At 72.5% G+C, this 18,730-nt stretch carries 15 protein-coding genes; 1 reads left to right on the top strand and 14 read right to left on the bottom strand.

The features are described 5' to 3' along the window. Positions 1–80: 80 nt before the first annotated feature. From ACIPAE_RS15575 to ACIPAE_RS15520, 12 genes are all read right to left on the bottom strand, one after another. A complete protein-coding gene (locus ACIPAE_RS15575; protein ID WP_328462869.1) occupies positions 81–1,544 on the bottom strand; it encodes a glutamate synthase subunit beta in 1,464 nt (487 codons plus the stop codon). After that, a complete protein-coding gene (gltB, locus tag ACIPAE_RS15570) occupies positions 1,537–6,141 on the bottom strand; it encodes a glutamate synthase large subunit (protein WP_366413931.1) in 4,605 nt (1,534 codons plus the stop codon). Before gltB ends, ACIPAE_RS15575 begins: the two co-directional genes overlap by 8 nt. Positions 6,142–6,545: 404 nt before the next feature. Next, positions 6,546–7,283 (bottom strand): VIT1/CCC1 transporter family protein, encoded by a 738-nt coding sequence (locus ACIPAE_RS15565; protein ID WP_329370513.1) that lies wholly within the window; start codon positions 7,281–7,283, stop codon positions 6,546–6,548. A gap of 177 nt (positions 7,284–7,460) precedes the next feature. Further along, positions 7,461–8,483: a prolipoprotein diacylglyceryl transferase gene (gene lgt, locus ACIPAE_RS15560; RefSeq protein ID WP_402445465.1), complete on the bottom strand. Its 1,023-nt coding sequence runs from the start codon at positions 8,481–8,483 to the stop codon at positions 7,461–7,463. Between the two features lie 103 nt (positions 8,484–8,586). Next, on the bottom strand, positions 8,587–9,411 hold the full coding sequence (locus tag ACIPAE_RS15555; protein WP_329370509.1) for a thioredoxin domain-containing protein: 825 nt from the start codon (positions 9,409–9,411) through the stop codon (positions 8,587–8,589). 324 nt (positions 9,412–9,735) lie between these two features. Then, positions 9,736–10,554 (bottom strand): tryptophan synthase subunit alpha, encoded by an 819-nt coding sequence (gene trpA, locus ACIPAE_RS15550; RefSeq protein ID WP_329370507.1) that lies wholly within the window; start codon positions 10,552–10,554, stop codon positions 9,736–9,738. After that, positions 10,551–11,804, bottom strand: coding sequence for a tryptophan synthase subunit beta (trpB, locus tag ACIPAE_RS15545; protein WP_329370506.1), 1,254 nt, complete (start codon positions 11,802–11,804; stop codon positions 10,551–10,553). Before trpB ends, trpA begins: the two co-directional genes overlap by 4 nt. Before the next feature lie 49 nt (positions 11,805–11,853). Further along, a complete protein-coding gene (gene trpM / locus ACIPAE_RS15540) occupies positions 11,854–11,997 on the bottom strand; it encodes a tryptophan biosynthesis modulator TrpM (RefSeq protein ID WP_402445462.1) in 144 nt (47 codons plus the stop codon). An 81-nt stretch (positions 11,998–12,078) separates the two neighbouring features. After that, positions 12,079–12,888 carry an indole-3-glycerol phosphate synthase TrpC gene (trpC, locus tag ACIPAE_RS15535; RefSeq protein WP_328462881.1) on the bottom strand — a complete coding sequence of 270 codons (810 nt, stop codon included), beginning with the start codon at positions 12,886–12,888 and terminating at the stop codon, positions 12,079–12,081. A 160-nt stretch (positions 12,889–13,048) separates the two neighbouring features. Next, the gene (locus ACIPAE_RS15530; protein WP_402445459.1) at positions 13,049–13,528 is read right to left on the bottom strand and encodes a DUF2752 domain-containing protein; all 480 of its coding nucleotides are present in this window, start codon (positions 13,526–13,528) and stop codon (positions 13,049–13,051) included. Positions 13,529–13,750: 222 nt separating this feature from the next. Then, entirely contained in the window at positions 13,751–14,008 is a 258-nt protein-coding gene (locus tag ACIPAE_RS15525; RefSeq protein ID WP_329370503.1) for an HGxxPAAW family protein, read from the bottom strand. Between the two features lie 152 nt (positions 14,009–14,160). Next, positions 14,161–14,913, bottom strand: coding sequence for a TIGR02234 family membrane protein (locus tag ACIPAE_RS15520; RefSeq protein WP_402445456.1), 753 nt, complete (start codon positions 14,911–14,913; stop codon positions 14,161–14,163). Between the two features lie 302 nt (positions 14,914–15,215). On the opposite strand from ACIPAE_RS15520, the gene ACIPAE_RS15515 reads away from it, so the two are divergent. Then, complete coding sequence (locus ACIPAE_RS15515) at positions 15,216–16,457, top strand: peptidase S8 (RefSeq protein WP_329370499.1); 1,242 nt, start codon at positions 15,216–15,218, stop codon at positions 16,455–16,457. A gap of 198 nt (positions 16,458–16,655) precedes the next feature. Here ACIPAE_RS15515 and ACIPAE_RS15510 read toward each other — a convergent pair whose 3' ends face one another. Both ACIPAE_RS15510 and hisI read right to left on the bottom strand, forming a co-directional pair. Continuing rightward, positions 16,656–18,164: an anthranilate synthase component I gene (locus ACIPAE_RS15510; protein ID WP_329370497.1), complete on the bottom strand. Its 1,509-nt coding sequence runs from the start codon at positions 18,162–18,164 to the stop codon at positions 16,656–16,658. Between the two features lie 134 nt (positions 18,165–18,298). Beyond that, positions 18,299–18,649 carry a phosphoribosyl-AMP cyclohydrolase gene (hisI, locus tag ACIPAE_RS15505; RefSeq protein WP_402445455.1) on the bottom strand — a complete coding sequence of 117 codons (351 nt, stop codon included), beginning with the start codon at positions 18,647–18,649 and terminating at the stop codon, positions 18,299–18,301. Between the last annotated feature and the right edge of the window lie 81 nt (positions 18,650–18,730).

Genomic DNA, 18,730 nt, shown 5'->3' with positions numbered 1-18,730 from the left:
CTGCGGGTGTTGCTGCGTACCGCACGCCGTTGTGCGGGACATCTCGGGGGCCGGGCGGAGCCCGGCGGAAGCCGCTCGGGTCAGACCGTGAGCGGCCGGTCGGTCGGACGGATCGGCGAGGGCAGAGCCGACGGCACCCCCGTGAGGTACGCGTCGACGGACTTCGCCGCGGAGCGCCCCTCGGCGATGGCCCACACGATCAGCGACTGGCCGCGGCCGGCGTCACCGGCGACGAAGACCCCGTCGACGTTGGTCGCGTACGAGCCGTCCCGCGCGATGTTGCCGCGCGCGTCCAGTTCCAGGCCGAGCTGCTCGATCAGCCCGTTCTTCTGGTCGGTGCCGGTGAACCCCATCGCGAGGGTGACCAGGTCGGCCGGGATGACCCGCTCGGTGCCCTCCTGGGGCACGAACTTACCGTCCTGGAAGACCACCTCGACCAGGTGCAGTTCGCGCACATGCCCGTCGGCGTCGCCGGTGAACTTCACGGTGTTGACGGCGTAGACCCGCTCGCCGCCCTCCTCGTGCGCGGAGGTCACCTTGTAGACCATCGGCATCGTCGGCCACGGCTGGTGCGCGGGCCGCTCGTCGGAGGGGCGCGGCATGATCTCCAGCTGGGTGACGGACAGCGCGCCCTGCCGGTGCGCGGTGCCGACGCAGTCCGCGCCGGTGTCACCGCCGCCGATGACCACCACGTGCTTGCCCTCGGCGGTGATCGGCGGGGCGACGAAGTCGCCCTCCTGCACCTTGTTGGACAGCGGCAGGTACTCCATCGCCTGGTACACGCCGGTCAGTTCGCGGCCCTCGACCGGCAGGTCGCGCCACTGGGTGGCGCCGGCCGCGATGACCACGGCGTCGTACCGCCGGGCCAGCTTCGCGCCGTCCAGGTCGGTGCCGATCTGCACACCGGTACGGAACTTGGTGCCCTCCGCCCGCATCTGCTCGATCCGGCGGTTGATGTGCCGCTTCTCCATCTTGAACTCGGGGATGCCGTACCGCAGCAGGCCGCCGATCCGGTCGGCCCGCTCGTAGACCGCGACGGTGTGGCCGGCCCGGGTGAGCTGCTGGGCGGCGGCCAGGCCCGCCGGGCCCGAGCCGATGACGGCGACGGTCTTGCCGGACAGCCGCTCCGGCGGCTGCGGCGTGACGTCCCCGTTGTCCCAGGCCTTGTCGATGATGGTGACTTCGACGTTCTTGATCGTCACCGGCGGCTGGTTGATGCCGAGCACGCACGCGGTCTCGCACGGCGCCGGGCACAGCCGCCCGGTGAACTCCGGGAAGTTGTTGGTGGCGTGCAGCCGCTCGGACGCGGCGGTCCAGTCCTCGCGGTAGGCGTAGTCGTTCCACTCCGGGATGAGGTTGCCGAGCGGACAGCCCTGGTGGCAGAACGGGATACCGCAGTCCATGCAGCGGCCGGCCTGCTTGCTGACGATCGGCAGCAGGCCACCGGGGACGTAGACCTCTTTCCAGTCCTGCTTGCGCTCCTCGACCGGGCGGGTCGGGTTGTTCTCACGCGGGGTGGTGAGGAAGCCCTTGGGGTCAGCCATTTGCCGCCTCCATCATCTTCGCGGTGGTCTCGGACTCCGAGAGTCCGGCCTGCTCGGCGGCGTTCTTGGCGGCGAGCACTGCCTTGTAGTCCCTCGGCATGACCTTGCCGAAGCGGGTGAGGGCACCGCCCCAGTCGGCGAGCAGCCGCTCGGCGACGGTCGAGCCGGTCTCCTCGAAGTGGCGGCGCACCACGTCGTGCAGCCACGTGATGTCGTCGGCGGTGAGCTGCTCGATCTCGACCATGCCCGGGTTGACGCAGTCCGGGTCGAGGTCCAGCAGGTAGGCGATGCCGCCGGACATGCCGGCCGCGAAGTTCCGGCCGGTGGCGCCGAGCACGACCGCCCGGCCGCCGGTCATGTACTCGCAGCCGTGGTCGCCGACGCCCTCGGCCACCACGGTCGCGCCGGAGTTGCGCACGCAGAACCGCTCGCCGGTGCGGCCGCGCAGGAACAGCTCGCCGCCGGTGGCACCGTAGGCGATGGTGTTGCCCGCGATGGTGGACTCCTCGGCGAGGTGGTCCGCGCCGCGATCCGGGCGGACGATCACGCGGCCGCCGGACAGGCCCTTGCCGACGTAGTCGTTGGCGTCGCCCTCCAGCCGCAGGGTGATGCCCTTGGGCAGGAACGCGCCGAAGGACTGGCCCGCGGAGCCGGTGAAGGTGATGTCGACGGTGTCCTCGGGCAGGCCGGCGCCGCCGTACTTCTTCGTCACCTCGTGGCCGAGCATGGTGCCCACCGTGCGGTTGACGTTGCGGATCGGCACCTGCGCGCGGACCGGCGCACCGGACTCCAGCGCCTCGGCGGCGAGCCGGATCAGCTCGTTGTCGAGCGCGCGGTCCAGGCCGTGGTCCTGGCCGGTGATGCGGTGCAGCGCCGCGCCCTCGGGCAGCTCCGGCACGTACAGCAGCGGGGCCAGGTCCAGGCCCTGCGCCTTCCAGTGGTCCACCGCGCGGCCGGCGTCGATCAGTTCGGCGTGGCCGACGGCCTCCTCGATGGTGCGGAAGCCCAGCTCGGCGAGGAGCTCACGGACCTCCTCGGCGATGAACTCGAAGAAGTTCACCACGAACTCGGGCTTGCCGGAGAACCGGTCGCGCAGCACCGGGTTCTGGGTGGCGACGCCGACCGGGCAGGTGTCCAGGTGGCACACCCGCATCATGATGCAGCCGGAGACGACCAGCGGCGCGGTGGCGAAGCCGAACTCCTCGGCGCCGAGCAGCGCCGCGATCACCACGTCCCGGCCGGTCTTGAGCTGGCCGTCGGTCTGCACCACGATCCGGTCCCGCAGCCCGTTGAGCAGCAGCGTCTGCTGGGTCTCGGCGAGGCCGAGCTCCCAGGGACCGCCGGCGTGCTTCAGCGAGGTGAGCGGGGAGGCACCGGTGCCGCCGTCGTGGCCGGAGATCAGCACCACGTCGGCGTGCGCCTTGGACACGCCCGCCGCGACGGTGCCGACGCCGACCTCGGAGACCAGCTTGACGTGCACCCGCGCCCTGGGGTTGGCGTTCTTCAGGTCGTGGATGAGCTGGGCGAGGTCCTCGATGGAGTAGATGTCGTGGTGCGGCGGCGGCGAGATCAGGCCGACGCCCGCGGTGGAGTGCCGGGTGCCGGCGATCCACGGGTAGACCTTGTGGCCGGGCAGCTGGCCGCCCTCGCCGGGCTTGGCGCCCTGCGCCATCTTGATCTGGATGTCGTCGGCGTTGACCAGGTACTCGGAGGTGACGCCGAACCGGCCGGAGGCGACCTGCTTGATGGCGCTGCGCCGGGCCGGGTCGTACAGCCGCTCCGGGTCCTCGCCGCCCTCGCCGGTGTTGGACTTGCCGCCGAGCTGGTTCATCGCGATGGCGAGCGTCTCGTGCGCCTCGCGGGAGATCGAGCCGTACGACATGGCGCCGGTGGAGAACCGCTTGACGATCTCGCTGACCGGCTCGACCTCGTCGATCGGGACGGCCGGGCGGTCCTGCTTGAGGCCGAACAGGCCGCGCAGCGTCATCAGCCGCTCGGACTGCTCGTTCACCCGGGAGGTGTACTGCTTGAAGATGTCGTAGCGCCGGGTGCGGGTGGCGTGCTGGAGCCGGAAGACGGTGTCCGGGTCGAACAGGTGCGGCTCGCCCTCGCGGCGCCACTGGTACTCGCCGCCGATCTCCAGCCGGCGGTGCGCGGCGGGGATGCCGGAGACCGGGTACGCCTTGGCGTGCCGGGCGGCGACCTCCTGCGCGATGACGTCGATGCCCGCCCCGCCGATCTTGGTGTCGGTGAGGTGGAAGTAGGTGTCGACGAACTCGGCGTCCAGGCCGACCGCCTCGAAGACCTGCGCGCCGCGGTAGGAGGCGACGGTGGAGATGCCCATCTTGGACATCACCTTCAGCACGCCCTTGCCGAGCGCCTTGATCAGGTTCCGCATCGCGGTCTCGGCGTCGACACCGGGCAGGAAGGTGCCGGCCCGGACCAGGTCCTCGACGGACTCCATGGCCAGGTACGGGTTGACGGCCGCGGCGCCGTAGCCGATCAGCAGCGCGACGTGGTGCACCTCGCGGACGTCGCCGGCCTCGACGATCAGCCCGACCTGGGTGCGCTGCTTGGTGCGGATCAGGTGGTGGTGCACCGCGGAGGTCAGCAGCAGCGACGGGATCGGGGCGTGCTCGGCGTCGGAGTGCCGGTCGGAGAGCACGATCAGGCGGGCGCCGTCCTCTATGGCGGCGTCGGCCTCGGCGCAGATCTCGGCCAGCCGCGCGGCGAGCGCGTCGCCGCCGCCGGCCACCCGGTACAGGCCGGAGAGCGTGGCGGCCTTCAGGCCGGGCAGGTCGCCGTCGGCGTTGACGTGGATGAGCTTGGCCAGCTCGTCGTTGTCGATCACCGGGAACGGCAGGGTGATGTTGCGACAGGAGGCCGGGCTGGGCTCCAGCAGGTTCCCGGACGGGCCGATGGTGGAGATCAGCGAGGTGACGAGCTCCTCGCGGATGGCGTCCAGCGGCGGGTTGGTGACCTGCGCGAAGAGCTGGGTGAAGTAGTCGAAGAGCAGCCGGGGCCGTTCGGAGAGCGCCGCGATCGGCGAGTCGGTGCCCATCGAGCCGAGCGGCTCGCCGCCGGTGCGCGCCATCGGCGCGAGGATGACCCGCAGCTCCTCCTCGGTGTAGCCGAAGGTCTGCTGGCGGCGGGTGACCGAGGCGTGGGTGTGCACGATGTGCTCGCGCTCGGGCAGGTCGGCGAGGTTGATCAGCCCGGCGTCCAGCCAGTCCGCGTACGGGTTCTGGGCGGCCATCTCGGCCTTGATCTCGTCGTCCTCGACGATGCGGTGCGAGGCGGTGTCGACCAGGAACATCCGGCCGGGCTGCAGCCGGCCCTTGCGGACCACCCGCTCCGGGGCGATGTCGTGCAGCACGCCGGACTCGGAGGCGAGGACCACCAGGCCGTCGTCGGTGACCCAGTAGCGGCCCGGGCGCAGGCCGTTGCGGTCCAGGACCGCGCCGACGAGGGTGCCGTCGGTGAAGGTGACGCAGGCCGGACCGTCCCAGGGCTCCATCAGCGTGGAGTGGTAGCGGTAGAAGGCGCGGCGGGCCGGGTCCATCGAGGCGTGGTTCTCCCACGCCTCGGGGATCATCATCAGCACGCTGTGCGGCAGCGAGCGGCCGCCGAGGTGCAGCAGTTCCAGCACCTCGTCGAAGGACGCGGTGTCGGAGGCGCCGGGGGTGCAGATCGGGAAGATCCGCTCCAGGTCGGCGGGGGTGCCGGCGGAGCCCGCGGCCTGCGCGGTGCTGCCGTCCGCCGGGCGCACCGGGCCGAACAGCTCGCTGGCCAGCTGCGACTCGCGGGCCCGCATCCAGTTGCGGTTGCCCTTGACCGTGTTGATCTCGCCGTTGTGCGCGACGAACCGGTACGGGTGGGCGAGCGGCCAGCTCGGGAAGGTGTTGGTGGAGAAGCGGGAGTGGACCAGCGCGATGGCGGTGGCGAACCGCTCGTCGGACAGGTCGGGGAAGAACGGCTCCAGCTGGCCGGTGGTGAGCATGCCCTTGTAGACGATGGTCCGCGCGGACAGCGACGGGAAGTACACGTCGGCTTCACGCTCGGCGCGCTTGCGCAGCACGAACGCGGGCCGGTCCAGGTCGATGCCGGCGCGGTGCCCGGCCTGGTCGGCGACGAAGAGCTGGGCGAAGTACGGCATGGTGGAGCGGGCGGTGGCACCGAGCAGGTCGGGGTCGGTCGGCGTCTCGCGCCAGCCCAGGACGGTCAGGCCCTCTTCGGCGGCGATCCGCTCGATGGCGTCGACGGCCTTGGTGCGGTCGTCGTGCTCGTGCGGCAGGAACGCCAGGCCGACGGCGTACTGCCCCGCGGCGGGCAGCTCGAAGCCGACGGCCGCGCGGAGGAAGGTGTCCGGGATCTGCAACAGGATGCCCGCGCCGTCGCCGGAGTCCGGCTCGGCACCGGTGGCGCCGCGATGTTCCAGGTTGCGCAGGACGGTCAGCGCCTGCTGGACGAGCGCGTGGCTCGCCTCACCGCTGAGGGTGGCGACAAAGCCGACGCCGCAGGCGTCGTGCTCGTGGCGGGGATCGTACATCCCCTGCGGGGCGGGGCGCCCGTCCATGAACGCGGAACGCGAACGCATGGCTCTCCCGTCGTCGTCATTTGGCTGATATGCATCGCCCGTCATGGGCATGCGCAACAGGGACGACGTTGGCCCTCTGCGATTTCGTGCAGGTTACATGATGGACGAGTGTTCGAGAAGCGGATACTCGATTCCAGCATGTGGACATGCGGGGTGAATCTCGGGAGGTGGAACGGCTACTTCAGGCCAGCGTCGTACCGCGGGGTTTACGGACGATCCCGGCGCTGCGAGCGGGGGTGCCCCGCGCGCAGCTCGACGAACCTTTTCGGGAAAGCTCTGCCGGTTGCGTTACCGACTGATGCCCCGTGCGGCCGACGCTGAAACGAGGGGGAAACAGAACCTTGTGCCAGGTTGTCGGCCCCACCCGTACTTTCGATGGTACGGCCGGTCGTCAAGGGGGCGGGTCAGCCCACCGCGGAGCCGATCAGGGAGCCCAGCGCGAAGGTGACACCGCCCGCGGCGGCGCCCAGCACGAGCTGCCGCAGCCCGCTGTACCACCAGGAACGCGCGGTGACCCGGGCCACCGCGGCCCCGCAGCCGAAGAGCCCGACCATCGCCAGCCCGACCGCCGGCCACAGCACCGAAGCGCCCAGCAGGTACGGCAGCACCGGCAGCAGCGCGCCCAGCGCGAAGCAGACGAACGAGGAGGCCGCCGCGACCAGCGGCGAGGGCAGGTCGTCCGGGTCGACGCCCAGCTCCTCGCGGGCGTGGATCTCCAGCGCCTGCTCGGGGTCGACGGACAGCTGCCGGGCCACCTCGTGGGCCAGCTTCGGCTCCACTCCGCGCGACACGTACAGCGCGGCGAGCTCGCGCAGCTCCGCCTCCGGGTTGCGGTCCAGCTCGATCCGCTCGACCGCCAGCTCCGCCTCGACCAGCTCGCGCTGCGAGGCGACCGAGGTGTACTCGCCGGCCGCCATCGAGAACGCCCCGGCGGCAAGCCCGGCCAGACCGGTCACCGCCACGGTCCGGGCGCTCACGTCACCGCCCGCGACCCCCGTCATCAGCGCGAAGTTCGACACCAGCCCGTCCATCGCGCCGAACACCGCCGGCCGCAGCCACCCGCCGCTGACGTCGCGGTGGGTGTGCTCGGGCTCGTGGTACGGCGCGGCCGAACCGGCCGGCTCGATGGTGGCCGTCGTCATGTCCCTACCCCTCCCCCGGGCGCCCCAGCGACCCGCGTACGTCTGCCAACGGTTCGACCGTACGTGGCATTCCGGGTCGCCGCCAGCAAGGGAAGGCTGCCCTGACCTGCGGATTCGTCCCCCGGTGTGGGGGGTCAGGGCCGGCCGCGAAGGGGGCGCCGGGGCGGGATCAGGAGGTCAGGAGGACTGCGAGGGCTGCTCGGACTTCGCTCCGGCGGGCGCGACACCGGCATCGGCACCGGCATCGACGTCGGCCACGTCGGACTCCGCCGACGCCTTGGTCATGTCGACCGCGTCGCCCGCGTCGGAGGGCTCGGACGCCGAGGAGTCCGCGGCGTCACCCGCCTCGCCGGGCTCGGCGCCTTCGGCTCCGTCCGCCGCCACCGCGGCGGGCTCGACCACGGCCTCCCGGCCGGGCCGCAGCCTGGACGACACCACCATGTAGACCACGGCACCGATGAAGCAGACGATCGCCGTCCAGTCGTTGAGACGCAGTCCCAGGATGTGGTGGGCGTAGTCGGACCGCATGTGCTCGATCCAGCCGCGGCCGACGCAGTACGACGCCACGTAGAGCGCGAAGGCCCGGCCATGGCCGAGCTTGAAGCGGCGGTCGGCCCAGATCACCAGGAACCCGACGCCGATGCACCACAGGCACTCGTACAGGAACGTCGGCTGATAGATGCCCGGCACCCGGTCGCCCGCGGTGCTGGTGATCTTCAGGCCCCACGGCAGGCTGGTGTGGTTGCCGTACAGCTCCTGGTTGAACCAGTTCCCCCAGCGGCCCAGGGCCTGGGCGAAGGCGATGCCGGGGGCGATCGCGTCGGCGTAGGCCGGCAGCGCGATGCCGCGCCGGCGGCAGCCGATCCACGCACCCAGCGCGCCCAGGGCCACCGCGCCCCAGATGCCCAGGCCGCCGTCCCACACCTTGAAGGCGTTCACCCAGTCGTTGCCGTTGGTGAAGTACAGCTCGTAGTCGGTGATCACGTGGTACAGACGGCCGCCGACCAGGCCGAACGGCACCGCCCACACGGCGATGTCCGCGACGGTCTCCCGCTTGCCGCCGCGGGCGATCCACCGCTTGTTCCCGAGCCAGACGGCTACGAAGACGCCGATGATGATGCAGAACGCGTAGCCACGCAGCGGGATCGGTCCGAGATGGATGACACCGCGCGACGGGCTGGGAATGTATGCGAGTTCCATGGCAGTCCCGACGCTACCGTGCCGGGCGGGTAGTACGGCAACCCGCCCGGCTACGTCTGGATAACGTCCTACCTCCGGCGGAGGGTCGGAACGGTCGGAACGGTCAGGACGGGCTGGGCGTGGCGGTGACCTTGCCGGGCTTCTTGCCCTTGTTCGCGGCCTGGACCATCTGCTTGAGCGAGTCCGGGGTCAGCGCCGAGGTGCCGTAGATGCTCTTGCCGTTGAGCAGCACCGTCGGGGTGGAGTTGTAGCCGGCGGTGTTGAACGCCTGGTTGGACTTCTTCACCCACGCGTCGTGTGTGCCGTTGTTCACACAGGCGGTGAAGGCCGCGTTCTTCAGGCCCGGGACCTTCCCGGCCAGGGTGAGCAGGTTCTGCTTGTCGCCGAACTTGTCGTCCTGCTCGTCCGGCTGGTTGTCGTAGAGCACGTCGTGGAAGGCGCGGAACTTGCCCTGGTCCTGGGCGCAGGCGGCGGCGTTCCCCGCGTTCAGCGAGCCGTCGCCGCCCAGGTTGCCGTCGATGAGGGTGACCAGGTGGTACTCCGTGCGCAGCTCGCCGCTGTCCTCCAGGCTGTGGATCGTCGGCGTGAAGCTCTTCTCGAAGGCGTCGCAGGCCGGGCAGCGGAAGTCCTCGTACACGGTCAGCGTGGACGGCGCGTCGGCCGCGCCGACCGGGATCACCAGGTTGTCCTTCCCGGTGGCGCCGCGTGGCGCGGTCACGGTGCCCGCGGAGTCGCCGGCGGTGCTCTTCTTGTTGCTGTCGTGGTCGGCCACCGCGATGGCGATGCCGGCGGCGACGGCCAGCACGACCACGACTCCTCCCGCCACCATCAGGGTCCGCTTCCGCTTCGCCCGGGCCTTGTCCCTCTCGCGCTGCGCCTGCAGCGCCTGGCGCGCGCTGGTTTTTCCGTTCCGGTTCTTCTCGCTCACGCCGTTCCAACGCGGGAGCGCTGCGCTTGGCTTGTGCCGTGGGGTGATTTCGCCCGGGCGGGTGACCTTTTGTGCACGTAAGGGTGACGGGACCGCCCGGGCTGCCCGGTGCTGTCGGCTCCGGGACCTTGCGGTGGGTGGGCGGCGGCTCGTCGCGCGGTCCTCCCCCAGAGCTTCGCCTGGGAGGTGCCCCCACGCGCCCCTGCGGGGCGCACCCTTCCTCCGCGGAAGGAGCCGCACCACAACAGGGGCGCGGGGAACGGCACGCGCGACCCAGCACCGGCAGGTGGTCCCCGAACCGGGAGAACCACCCACCCCGGAGGGTCAGGGCGCCCGGCGGACCCCCTTGGCGAGGTCGGCCGCCAGGGACCGTACGGCCGCGAGGCCCTCGGAGAGGTCCTCGTGGTCGAGCAGCCGCTGGACGAACGCGGAGCCGACGATGACCCCGTCGGCGAACGCGGCGACCTCCGCGGCCTGCTGGGCGTTGGAGACGCCGAGCCCGACGCAGACGGGGAGTTCGGTGGTCGCGCGGGTGCGGGCCACGAGCCCGGCCGCCTGCTCGCCGACGCTCGCCCGGGTGCCGGTGACGCCCATCAGGGAGGCGGCGTAGACGAAGCCGCTGCCGGCCGAGGTGATCCGGGCCAGCCGCTCGTCGCGGCTGGAGGGGGCGACGACGAAGACGGTGGCCAGGCCGTGCGCCTGGGCCGCCTTGCGCCACACCTCGGACTCCTCCACCGGCAGGTCGGGCAGGATGCAGCCCGCCCCGCCCGCGTCGGCGAGTTCCGCGGCGAACCGCTCGGCGCCGTACCGGTCGACCGGGTTCCAGTACGTCATGACCAGCACCGGCTTGCCGCTGGCGGCGTGGCCCTCGCGGACGGTGCGCAGCACGTCGGCGATGCGGACGTGGTTCTTGTTGAGCGCGATGTCGTCGGCGGTCTGGATGACCGGCCCGTCGAGCACGGGGTCGCTGTGCGGCAGCCCGACCTCGACGATGTCGGCGCCGCCCTCGAACGCCGCCTTGACCGCCTCGATGCCGCCCTCGACCGTCGGGAAACCGGCCGGGAGGTACGCGACGAGCGCGGCGCGGTGCTCCGCCCGGGCCTGGGCGATGGTCTGTTCCAGAAGCGTGATGGTGCCGCTCACTTCGCGTCCCCCTCGTCGTAGAGCCCGAAGTAGCGGGCGGCGGTGTCCATGTCCTTGTCGCCGCGGCCGGACAGGTTCACCAGGATCAGGCCCTCCGGGCCCAGGTCGCGGCCGATCTCCAGGGCGCCGGCCAGCGCGTGCGCGCTCTCGATGGCGGGGATGATGCCCTCGGTGCCGGACAGCAGCCGCAGCGCCTGCATCGCCGCGTCGTCGGTGACGGCGCGGTACTCGGCCCGCCCGGTGTCCTTGAGGTAGGAGTGCTCCGGGCCGACGCCCGGGTAGTCCAGGCCGGCCGAGATCGAGTACGGCTCGGTGATCTGTCCCTCGTCGTCCTGGAGGACGTACGACCGGGAGCCGTGCAGGATGCCGGGCTCGCCGACGGTCAGCGTCGCCGCGTGCTCGCCGGTGGCCACGCCGTGCCCGGCGGGCTCGCAGCCGACCAGCCGCACGGACGTGTCCGGCAGGAAGGCGTGGAACAGGCCCATGGCGTTGGAGCCGCCGCCGACGCAGGCCACCGCGGCGTCGGGCAGCCGTCCGGTGCGCTCCAGCAGCTGGCGCCTGGCCTCCACACCGATCACCCGGTGGAAGTCGCGGACCAGCGTGGGGAACGGGTGCGGGCCGGCCACGGTGCCGAACAGGTAGTGGGTGCGGTCGACGTTGGCGACCCAGTCCCGGAACGCCTCGTTGATCGCGTCCTTCAGGGTGCGGCTGCCGGACTTCACCGCGATCACCTCGGCGCCGAGCATCCGCATCCGCGCCACGTTCAGCGCCTGGCGCTGCGTGTCGATCTCGCCCATGTAGATCGTGCACTCCAGGCCGAACAGGGCGCACGCGGTGGCGGTCGCCACGCCGTGCTGGCCCGCCCCGGTCTCCGCGATCACCCGGGTCTTGCCCATCCGCTTGGTGAGCAGGGTCTGGCCGAGCACGTTGTTGATCTTGTGCGAGCCGGTGTGGTTCAGGTCCTCCCGCTTGAGGAAGACCCGCGCGCCGCCGGCGTGCTCGGCGAACCGCGGCACCTCCGTCAGCGCGCTGGGGCGGCCCGCGTAGTTGACCATCAGGTCGTTGAGCTCGGCGGCGAAGGCCGGGTCGGTCTTCGCCTTCTCGTACTCCGCGGCGACCTCGTCCACGGCGGCGACCAGCGCCTCCGGGATGAACTTGCCGCCGAACGGGCCGAAGTAGCCCTCCGGGGTGGGCACGGAGCCCTCCGGGTCGGGCAGGAAGAAGGTGTGTTCGTCTGGCGTATCGGACATACGTGTCCCCTGGGGGGTGTGGTGGTCGGGCTGACAGCTGCTGCGCGGCTCAGCCGCGGCGCCATCGCCTGCCGTTCACCTGACCCGGCTCGCAGCCGATCACGTACCTCACCCGTCGCCCCAGCACCCGCCGCGCGGGCGCGCGGCAGCCCCGGGGTTTGCACCCGGGTGCGAGACGTTGGGCGATGGCCATGCCCCGCAGTCTAGCTGGCCGGGCGGACCCCCCGGGCTCGGCGGTTCCGCCGGTTCCGGGAGGACGGGGCGCCTCGGGGGGTCAGTCGCGCCCGTGCCGCAGGGCGGGGTGCGCACCGGCCGCCACGAGATCGGCGACGGCGGTACGGGGATCGCGCCCCGTGACGAGCGACTCGCCCACCAGCACCGCGTCGGCACCGTCGTGCGCGTAGGCGATGAGGTCGTGCGGGCCCCGCACCCCCGACTCCGCGACCTTGACGATGTGGTCGGGGATCTCGGGCGCGACCCGGGCGAACGTGTCCCGGTCCACCTCGAGCGTCTTGAGGTTGCGCGCGTTGACCCCGATGATCCGGGCACCCGCGTCGACCGCCCGCTCCACCTCCTCCTCGTCGTGCACCTCGACGAGCGGCGTGAGCCCGATGGACTCGGCCCGCTCGACGAGGGAGACGAGGGCGGCCTGGTCGAGCGCGGAGACGATGAGCAGCGCGAGGTCGGCGCCGTAGGCGCGGGCCTCCCACAACTGGTAGGCGGTGACGATGAAGTCCTTGCGCAGCACGGCCGTGTCGACCTTCGCCCGGACCGCTTCGAGGTCGGCGAGCGACCCGCCGAAGCGGCGCTGCTCGGTGAGCACGCTGATCGCCGCGGCGCCGCCCGCTTCGTAGTCCGCCGCGAGGGCCGCCGGGTCCGCGATCGCGGCCAGCGCGCCCTTGGACGGGCTGGAGCGCTTGACCTCGCAGATCACCTTGACGCCCTCGCCGCGCAGGGCGGCCACGCCGTCGCGGGCGTCGCGCGCCTTGGCCGCACGCTCCTTGAGGTCGTCAAGGGAGACCCGGGCCTGTCGCTCGGCGAGGTCGGCTCGTACTCCGTCGATGATCTCGTCGAGCACACTCACGCGAGAACTCCCCTTCCGGCCGGGTCGAGCAGCGAAATGATCAAGCCAGTGGCGGTTGACCGCCGGCAACCCGATGGTATCGGGCGGTGGCCTCGGTACCCGAATCGTGCCATGTCCGGTCCCACCACCTGGACGAATGCCGTCACGGCCGCCGTGCCGGTCAGGGCGCGAGGGCCGCGCCGAAGGGCAGGTTCCGGACAACCGTGAAGGCGAGGACCAGCGCGCCGATCGCCCAGCGCCACGCCGGCCGCACGTTCGGCTCGAACGGCTTGCCGCGGACCGCGCGCACCACCCAGAGCACCCAGACGACGGCGAGGACGGCGTATCCGGCGACCGCCACCGCGTTGCAGCCGAGCGCGGTGCGGACGTGGCCGTGCACGAGGGCGTAGGCGCCGCGCAGGCCGCCGCAACCGGGGCAGTACACGCCGGTGTAGTACAGCAGCGGGCAGGCCGGGTAGTGCCCGGGCGTGTTCGGGTCGACGCTGCCGACGTAGGCGAAGGCCGCCGCCACGCCGCCGAGCACGCCGAGCGGTACGGCGGCGCGGCGCAGGGTGGCGCGCGGGTCGCGGCCGGTGCCGCCGGGAGACCGCGGGCCGGGGGTGGCCGCGCGGGCGGGAGCCTCGGGAGTGAGGTGGGTCACAGCGCCGATTCTGCCCCGGGACGCACGAAGGCGCAGCGCGCGGAACGAGGTCCGGGCGGCTGCGCCCTGCGAGGTACTACGAGGTACTACGAGGCCCTGCCGGGTCCCGCGGCGGGCGGATCGGCCGTCGAGCCGCCGCCGAACGTGGTGCGGTCCGGCCGCTCCCGCCGGCTCGGCCGCTGGTCCGGCTGAGCCGTTCGGCCGGTCGGGCCCGTCGCCGGTTCAGACGCCGGCGTGGGCGCGGGACTCCTCGGTGGAGGAGCTGTCGCTGCTCGCGATCGGCTTGTACGTCTGGCCGAGGCCCATCAGCTTCATGACCCCGCCGACGACGACGCCGAGGGCGGCGATCGCCATGCCCACCCAGAAACCGGCCGTGTTCGCCGCGACCATGAAGCCGCCGGCCACGCAGAAACCGACGAACGCGATGATCACGCCGGTCCAGGCGGCGGGCGTGTGTCCGTGGTCGTGCTGTGCCGCCATGAGTGCTCCCTGCTGAGTCGGGTCGGGGCGTCCTGCGCCTCCCACTTCGTCCCCCATTGTTGCGCGTGCGGGGGGTGGGGTGTGCACCGGGGTCGCGCGCGTCGGCCGCGGGCCGGGCACACCGCCCGAAGCGCGGCCACGGGCAGCCGCCGTCAGCGCGCGGTGGGCTTCTCCGCGTGGCCCGCGGCGGGGTCCTCCGTGGGGTCCTCGCCGCGGTCGAGGGCCTTCCACAGGTCCTCGGGGCGGTCCGGGTCGACCACGGGGGGCGCGGACGCGCGGGCGGCGCGGACGCCGGGCCGGTCGTAGCGGCTGGACATCGCGGGCCACCGGGAGCCGTGGCGCAGCGCGATCAGGCCGGCGAGGAGGAGCAGCAGCCCGCCCGCGACGGAGACGAACGGCCAGCCGGTGGTGCTGGTGTGCGCGGCGGTGGCGTGGGTGAGGCTGGTCGCGGTCGCGGCGGCGGAATCCAGGGCGCCGTGGTCGCCGCGCCGGGTGAGCGCGGTGACGGCGGCGCCGAGGCCGCTGAGCGTGAGCAGCGCGGCGACGACGTAGCGGCCGACCCGGCGCACCGCGAAGATCGCCACCAGGGAGGCGAGCCCGACCAGGGCGAGCGCGCCCGGCAGTGCGGTCATCTGGCTGCCGCCCGCGTGCACCGGCATGGCGTGCCCCGCGGAGGAGGCGGTGCCGTGCGCCCAGGTCTTGCCCGCGGCCAGCAGCACCAGGCTCGCGCCGAGGACACCGCAGGCCAGCGCGACGGCGAGGGCCCGGTAGGCGGTGCGGCGGTCGGAGTCGGCGCGCCGTACGACACCGGGCCCGGCGGGGTCCGCCGGCTCGGGCCCGGCGTCCGGCGCGGGCTGCTCGGTGGACGTCACGGGTTGCTCAGGCGCGGCCGAAGACGTGTTCACCCTTCCACTATCCCCTGCCCGCGCGGCGCCCCCTCGGCGGGGGGCAGGTCCGGGTGCGGGTCCGGGCGCGGCCCGGGGGCGGGTCCTGCCGCGGCACGACGGGAGCGCGGGGGGATCGCGCGTAGGTCATGGGGAGTCCGCGCGTCCGCCACGTGAAGGTAAAGCGGAGATCACCGCCCGCTTCTTGTTGACGTGTGCCCGTCAGACATAGCGTTCCGCCCGTCCCACTGTTCCCAAAACCGCACAGAAATCCCAGCGTTCACACACGCTCCTCGGTTCCCCCCACCACAGGAGGCAGTCGCTTGCGCTTCACCCTCGGCACCCTCAGCCCGACGTCCGTCCGTACCGGCCTCGCCCTCACCGCAGCGGCGGGGCTCGCCGCATCCGGTCTCGCCCTCGCCTCCTCGGCGCAGGCGGCCCCGGCGGTGCACGGCCTGCGGACGGCCCACTCCTGCGCCACCGCCACGACCGCCGGCCAGATGGCGTGTCAGGCCGTCAAGGTCACCAGCGGGGCGAGCACGCTGGCCAGGTCCAGCGGTGCGGTCAACCCGGCCGCGGCGCCCTCCGGCTTCGGCCCGGACGACCTGCACGCCGCCTACAACCTGCCCACCACCGGCGGTTCCGCCGCGACCGTGGCGATCGTCGACGCGTACGACGACCCCAACGCCGAAGCGGACCTCGCCACCTACCGCTCCACCTACGGCCTGTCGGCGTGCACCACCGCCAACGGCTGCTTCAGCAAGGTCGGCCAGAACGGCAGCGCCTCCTCGCTGCCCAGCGCCGACGCCGGCTGGGCCGAGGAGATCTCGCTCGACCTCGACATGGTCAGCGCCACCTGCCCGCAGTGCCACATCCTCCTGGTGGAGGCGAGCAGCGCCTCGATGACCGCGCTGGGCACCTCGGTGAACACCGCGGTGTCGCTGGGCGCGAAGTACGTCTCCAACAGCTACGGCGGCGGCGAGTCCTCGTCCGACTCGTCGTACGACAGCTCGTACTTCGACCACCCGGGCGTGGCGATCACCGTCAGCGCGGGCGACTCCGGCTACGGCGTGGAGTACCCGGCGGGCTCGCAGTACGTCACCTCGGTCGGCGGCACCTCGCTGACCGCCGACTCCTCCGCCCGCGGCTGGAGCGAGTCCGCGTGGAGCGGTTCGGGCTCGGGCTGCTCGGCCTACGACGCGAAGCCGAGCTGGCAGACGGACAGCGGCTGCTCGAAGCGCACGGTGGCCGACGTCTCCGCGGTGGCCGACCCGAGCACCGGTGTGGCGGTCTACGACACCTACGGCGGTGACGGCGGCTGGGAGGTCTTCGGCGGCACGAGCGTGTCCTCGCCGATCATCGCCTCGGTCTACGCGCTCGCCGGGACCCCGTCGTCCGGCTCCACGCCGGCGTCGTTCCCGTACAGCCACACGTCCTCCCTGAACGACGTGACCAGCGGGTCGAACGGCTCCTGCAGCACGTCCTACCTGTGCAGCGGCGCCAGCGGGTACGACGGCCCCACCGGCCTCGGCACCCCGAACGGCCTCACCGCGTTCACCGGCTGAAGCCGAACGGGCCCGCCCGGGCAGCCGGTCGGGCTCGGTTCCCCGCGCCCCTGGGGGTTGCGGCTCTTCCGCGGAAGAGCCGCACGAACCCCGGGGGCGCGGGGCGCTGCGCTCCCCCAGGGCTTCGCCTGGGAGGGCCCCCACCCCCACCGGCAGGTGGTCCCTCGACCGGCGGAACAAGGCACCCCGGGGGTCCGGTCACCCCGACAGCGTGTTGGCGGTGCCCACGGCCCGCAGGACGGCGGCGGCCTTGTTGCGGCACTCCGTGTCCTCGGCGACCGGGTCGGAGTCGGCGACGATGCCCGCGCCCGCCTGGACGTAGGCGGTGCCGTCGCGGAGCAGCGCCGTACGGATGGCGATCGCGGTGTCGGAGTCGCCGGCGAAGTCGAGATAGCCGACGCAGCCCCCGTACAACCCCCGCCTGGCGGGCTCCAGTTCCTCGATGATCTGCATCGCGCGGGGCTTGGGCGCGCCGGAGAGGGTGCCCGCCGGGAAGCAGGCGGTGAGCACGTCGAAGGCGGTACGGCCGGGCGCGACGCGGCCGGTGACGGTCGAGACGATGTGCATCACGTGCGAATAGCGCTCGACCGACATGAAGTCGACCACCTCGACGCTGCCGGGTTCGCAGACCCGGCCGAGGTCGTTGCGGCCGAGGTCGACCAGCATCAGGTGCTCGGCCCGCTCCTTGGGGTCGGCGAGCAGTTCCTCGGCGAGCGCCGCGTCGGCCTGCGGGGTGGCGCCGCGCGGCCGGGTGCCCGCGATCGGGTGCACCATGGCGTGCCCGTCCTCGACCTTGACCAGCGCCTCGGGGCTGGAGCCGACCACGTCGAAGCCGCCCTCCGCGCCCCCGTCCTCGCCCGGGAAACGCAACAGGTACATGTACGGGCTCGGGTTGGTGGCCCGCAGCACCCGGTAGACGTCCAGCGCGCTCGCCGTGCACGGGGTCTCGAACCGCTGCGAGGGCACCACCTGGAACGCCTCGCCGGCCCTGATCCGCTCCTTAACGTCCTCCACCGCGTCCCGGAAGTCCTGGCCGCCCCACCGGGTGGTGTACTCCGGCAGCTCCGAGGGCGGCAGCGCGACCGGCGGGTGCTCGACCGGGCGGCCCAGGTCCGCCTGCATCGCGTCCAGCCGTGCCACCGCGTCGGCGTACGCCTCGTCCACGCCGGTGTCCTCGTCGTTGTGGTTGATCGCGTTGGCGATCAGCAGCACGCTGCCGTCCCAGTGGTCCAGCACGGCCATGTCCGAGGTGAGCAGCATCGTCAGTTCGGGCAGCCGGAGTTGGTCGCTCCCGTGCTCGCCGATCCGCTCCAGGCGCCTGACGATGTCGTAGCCGAGGTAGCCGACCATGCCGCCGGTGAACGGGGGCATGCCCTCGACCAGGTCGCGCGGGGTGTGCAGGGCCTCCACGGTGGCCCGCAGCGCGGCCAGCGGGTCGCCGTCCACCGGGACGCCCACCGGCGGGGTGCCGAGCCAGTGCGCCTGCCCGTCGCGCGCGGTCAGCGTCGCGGCCGAGCGGACCCCGACGAAGCTGTAGCGGGACCATGCTTTGCTGTCCTCCGCGGATTCCAGCAGGAAGGTGCCGACGCGCTCGCCCGCGAGTTTTCTGTACAGGCCGACCGGGGTGTCGCCGTCCGCGAGCAATCGCCTGCTGACCGGAATGACGCGACGGTCGACGGCGAGCTTGCGGAACGTAGCGAGGTCCATGGCCGCAGAGAGTATCCGCACCCGGGTGCCCCTGTCCGCCCGGGCGGCCCGGCCCGGTCCCTCCCGGACCTTGCGGCCGGTGGCGGGTTGCGCTTCTCCCTGAACCGACAGAACACGGCAGCCGGGTGGGTCCGCTAGCCCGCCAGCAGGACATCCGCATCGAAGCAGGTGCGGTCGCCGGTGTGGCAGGCCGCGCCGACCTGGTCGACGCGGACGAGGATCGTGTCGCCGTCGCAGTCGAGGGCGACGGACTTGACGTGCTGGACGTGGCCGGAGGTGTCGCCCTTGACCCAGTACTCGTGGCGGCTGCGGCTCCAGTAGGTGCAGCGGCCGGTCGTGAGGGTGCGGTGGAGCGCCTCCGCGTCCATCCACCCGAGCATCAGCACCTCACCGGTGTCGTACTGCTGGGCGATGGCCGGAACCAGCCCATCGGGGTTGCGCTTCAGGCGCGCGGTGATCGCGGGGTCGAGCGAGGACGACGGCATACGACCATTCTGCCGCCGATTCGCCGCAACGAGAAAAGCCGCATTGACTGGCAAACGCCGCAAGGCGATTGTCCGTTATAC

It is taken from the genome of Streptomyces sp. NPDC087270 (assembly GCF_044744625.1).
Lineage (GTDB): Bacteria > Actinomycetota > Actinomycetes > Streptomycetales > Streptomycetaceae > Actinacidiphila.
Note: the sequence above shows the minus strand (reverse complement) of the source record. Positions and strands in the feature narration are given on the sequence as shown.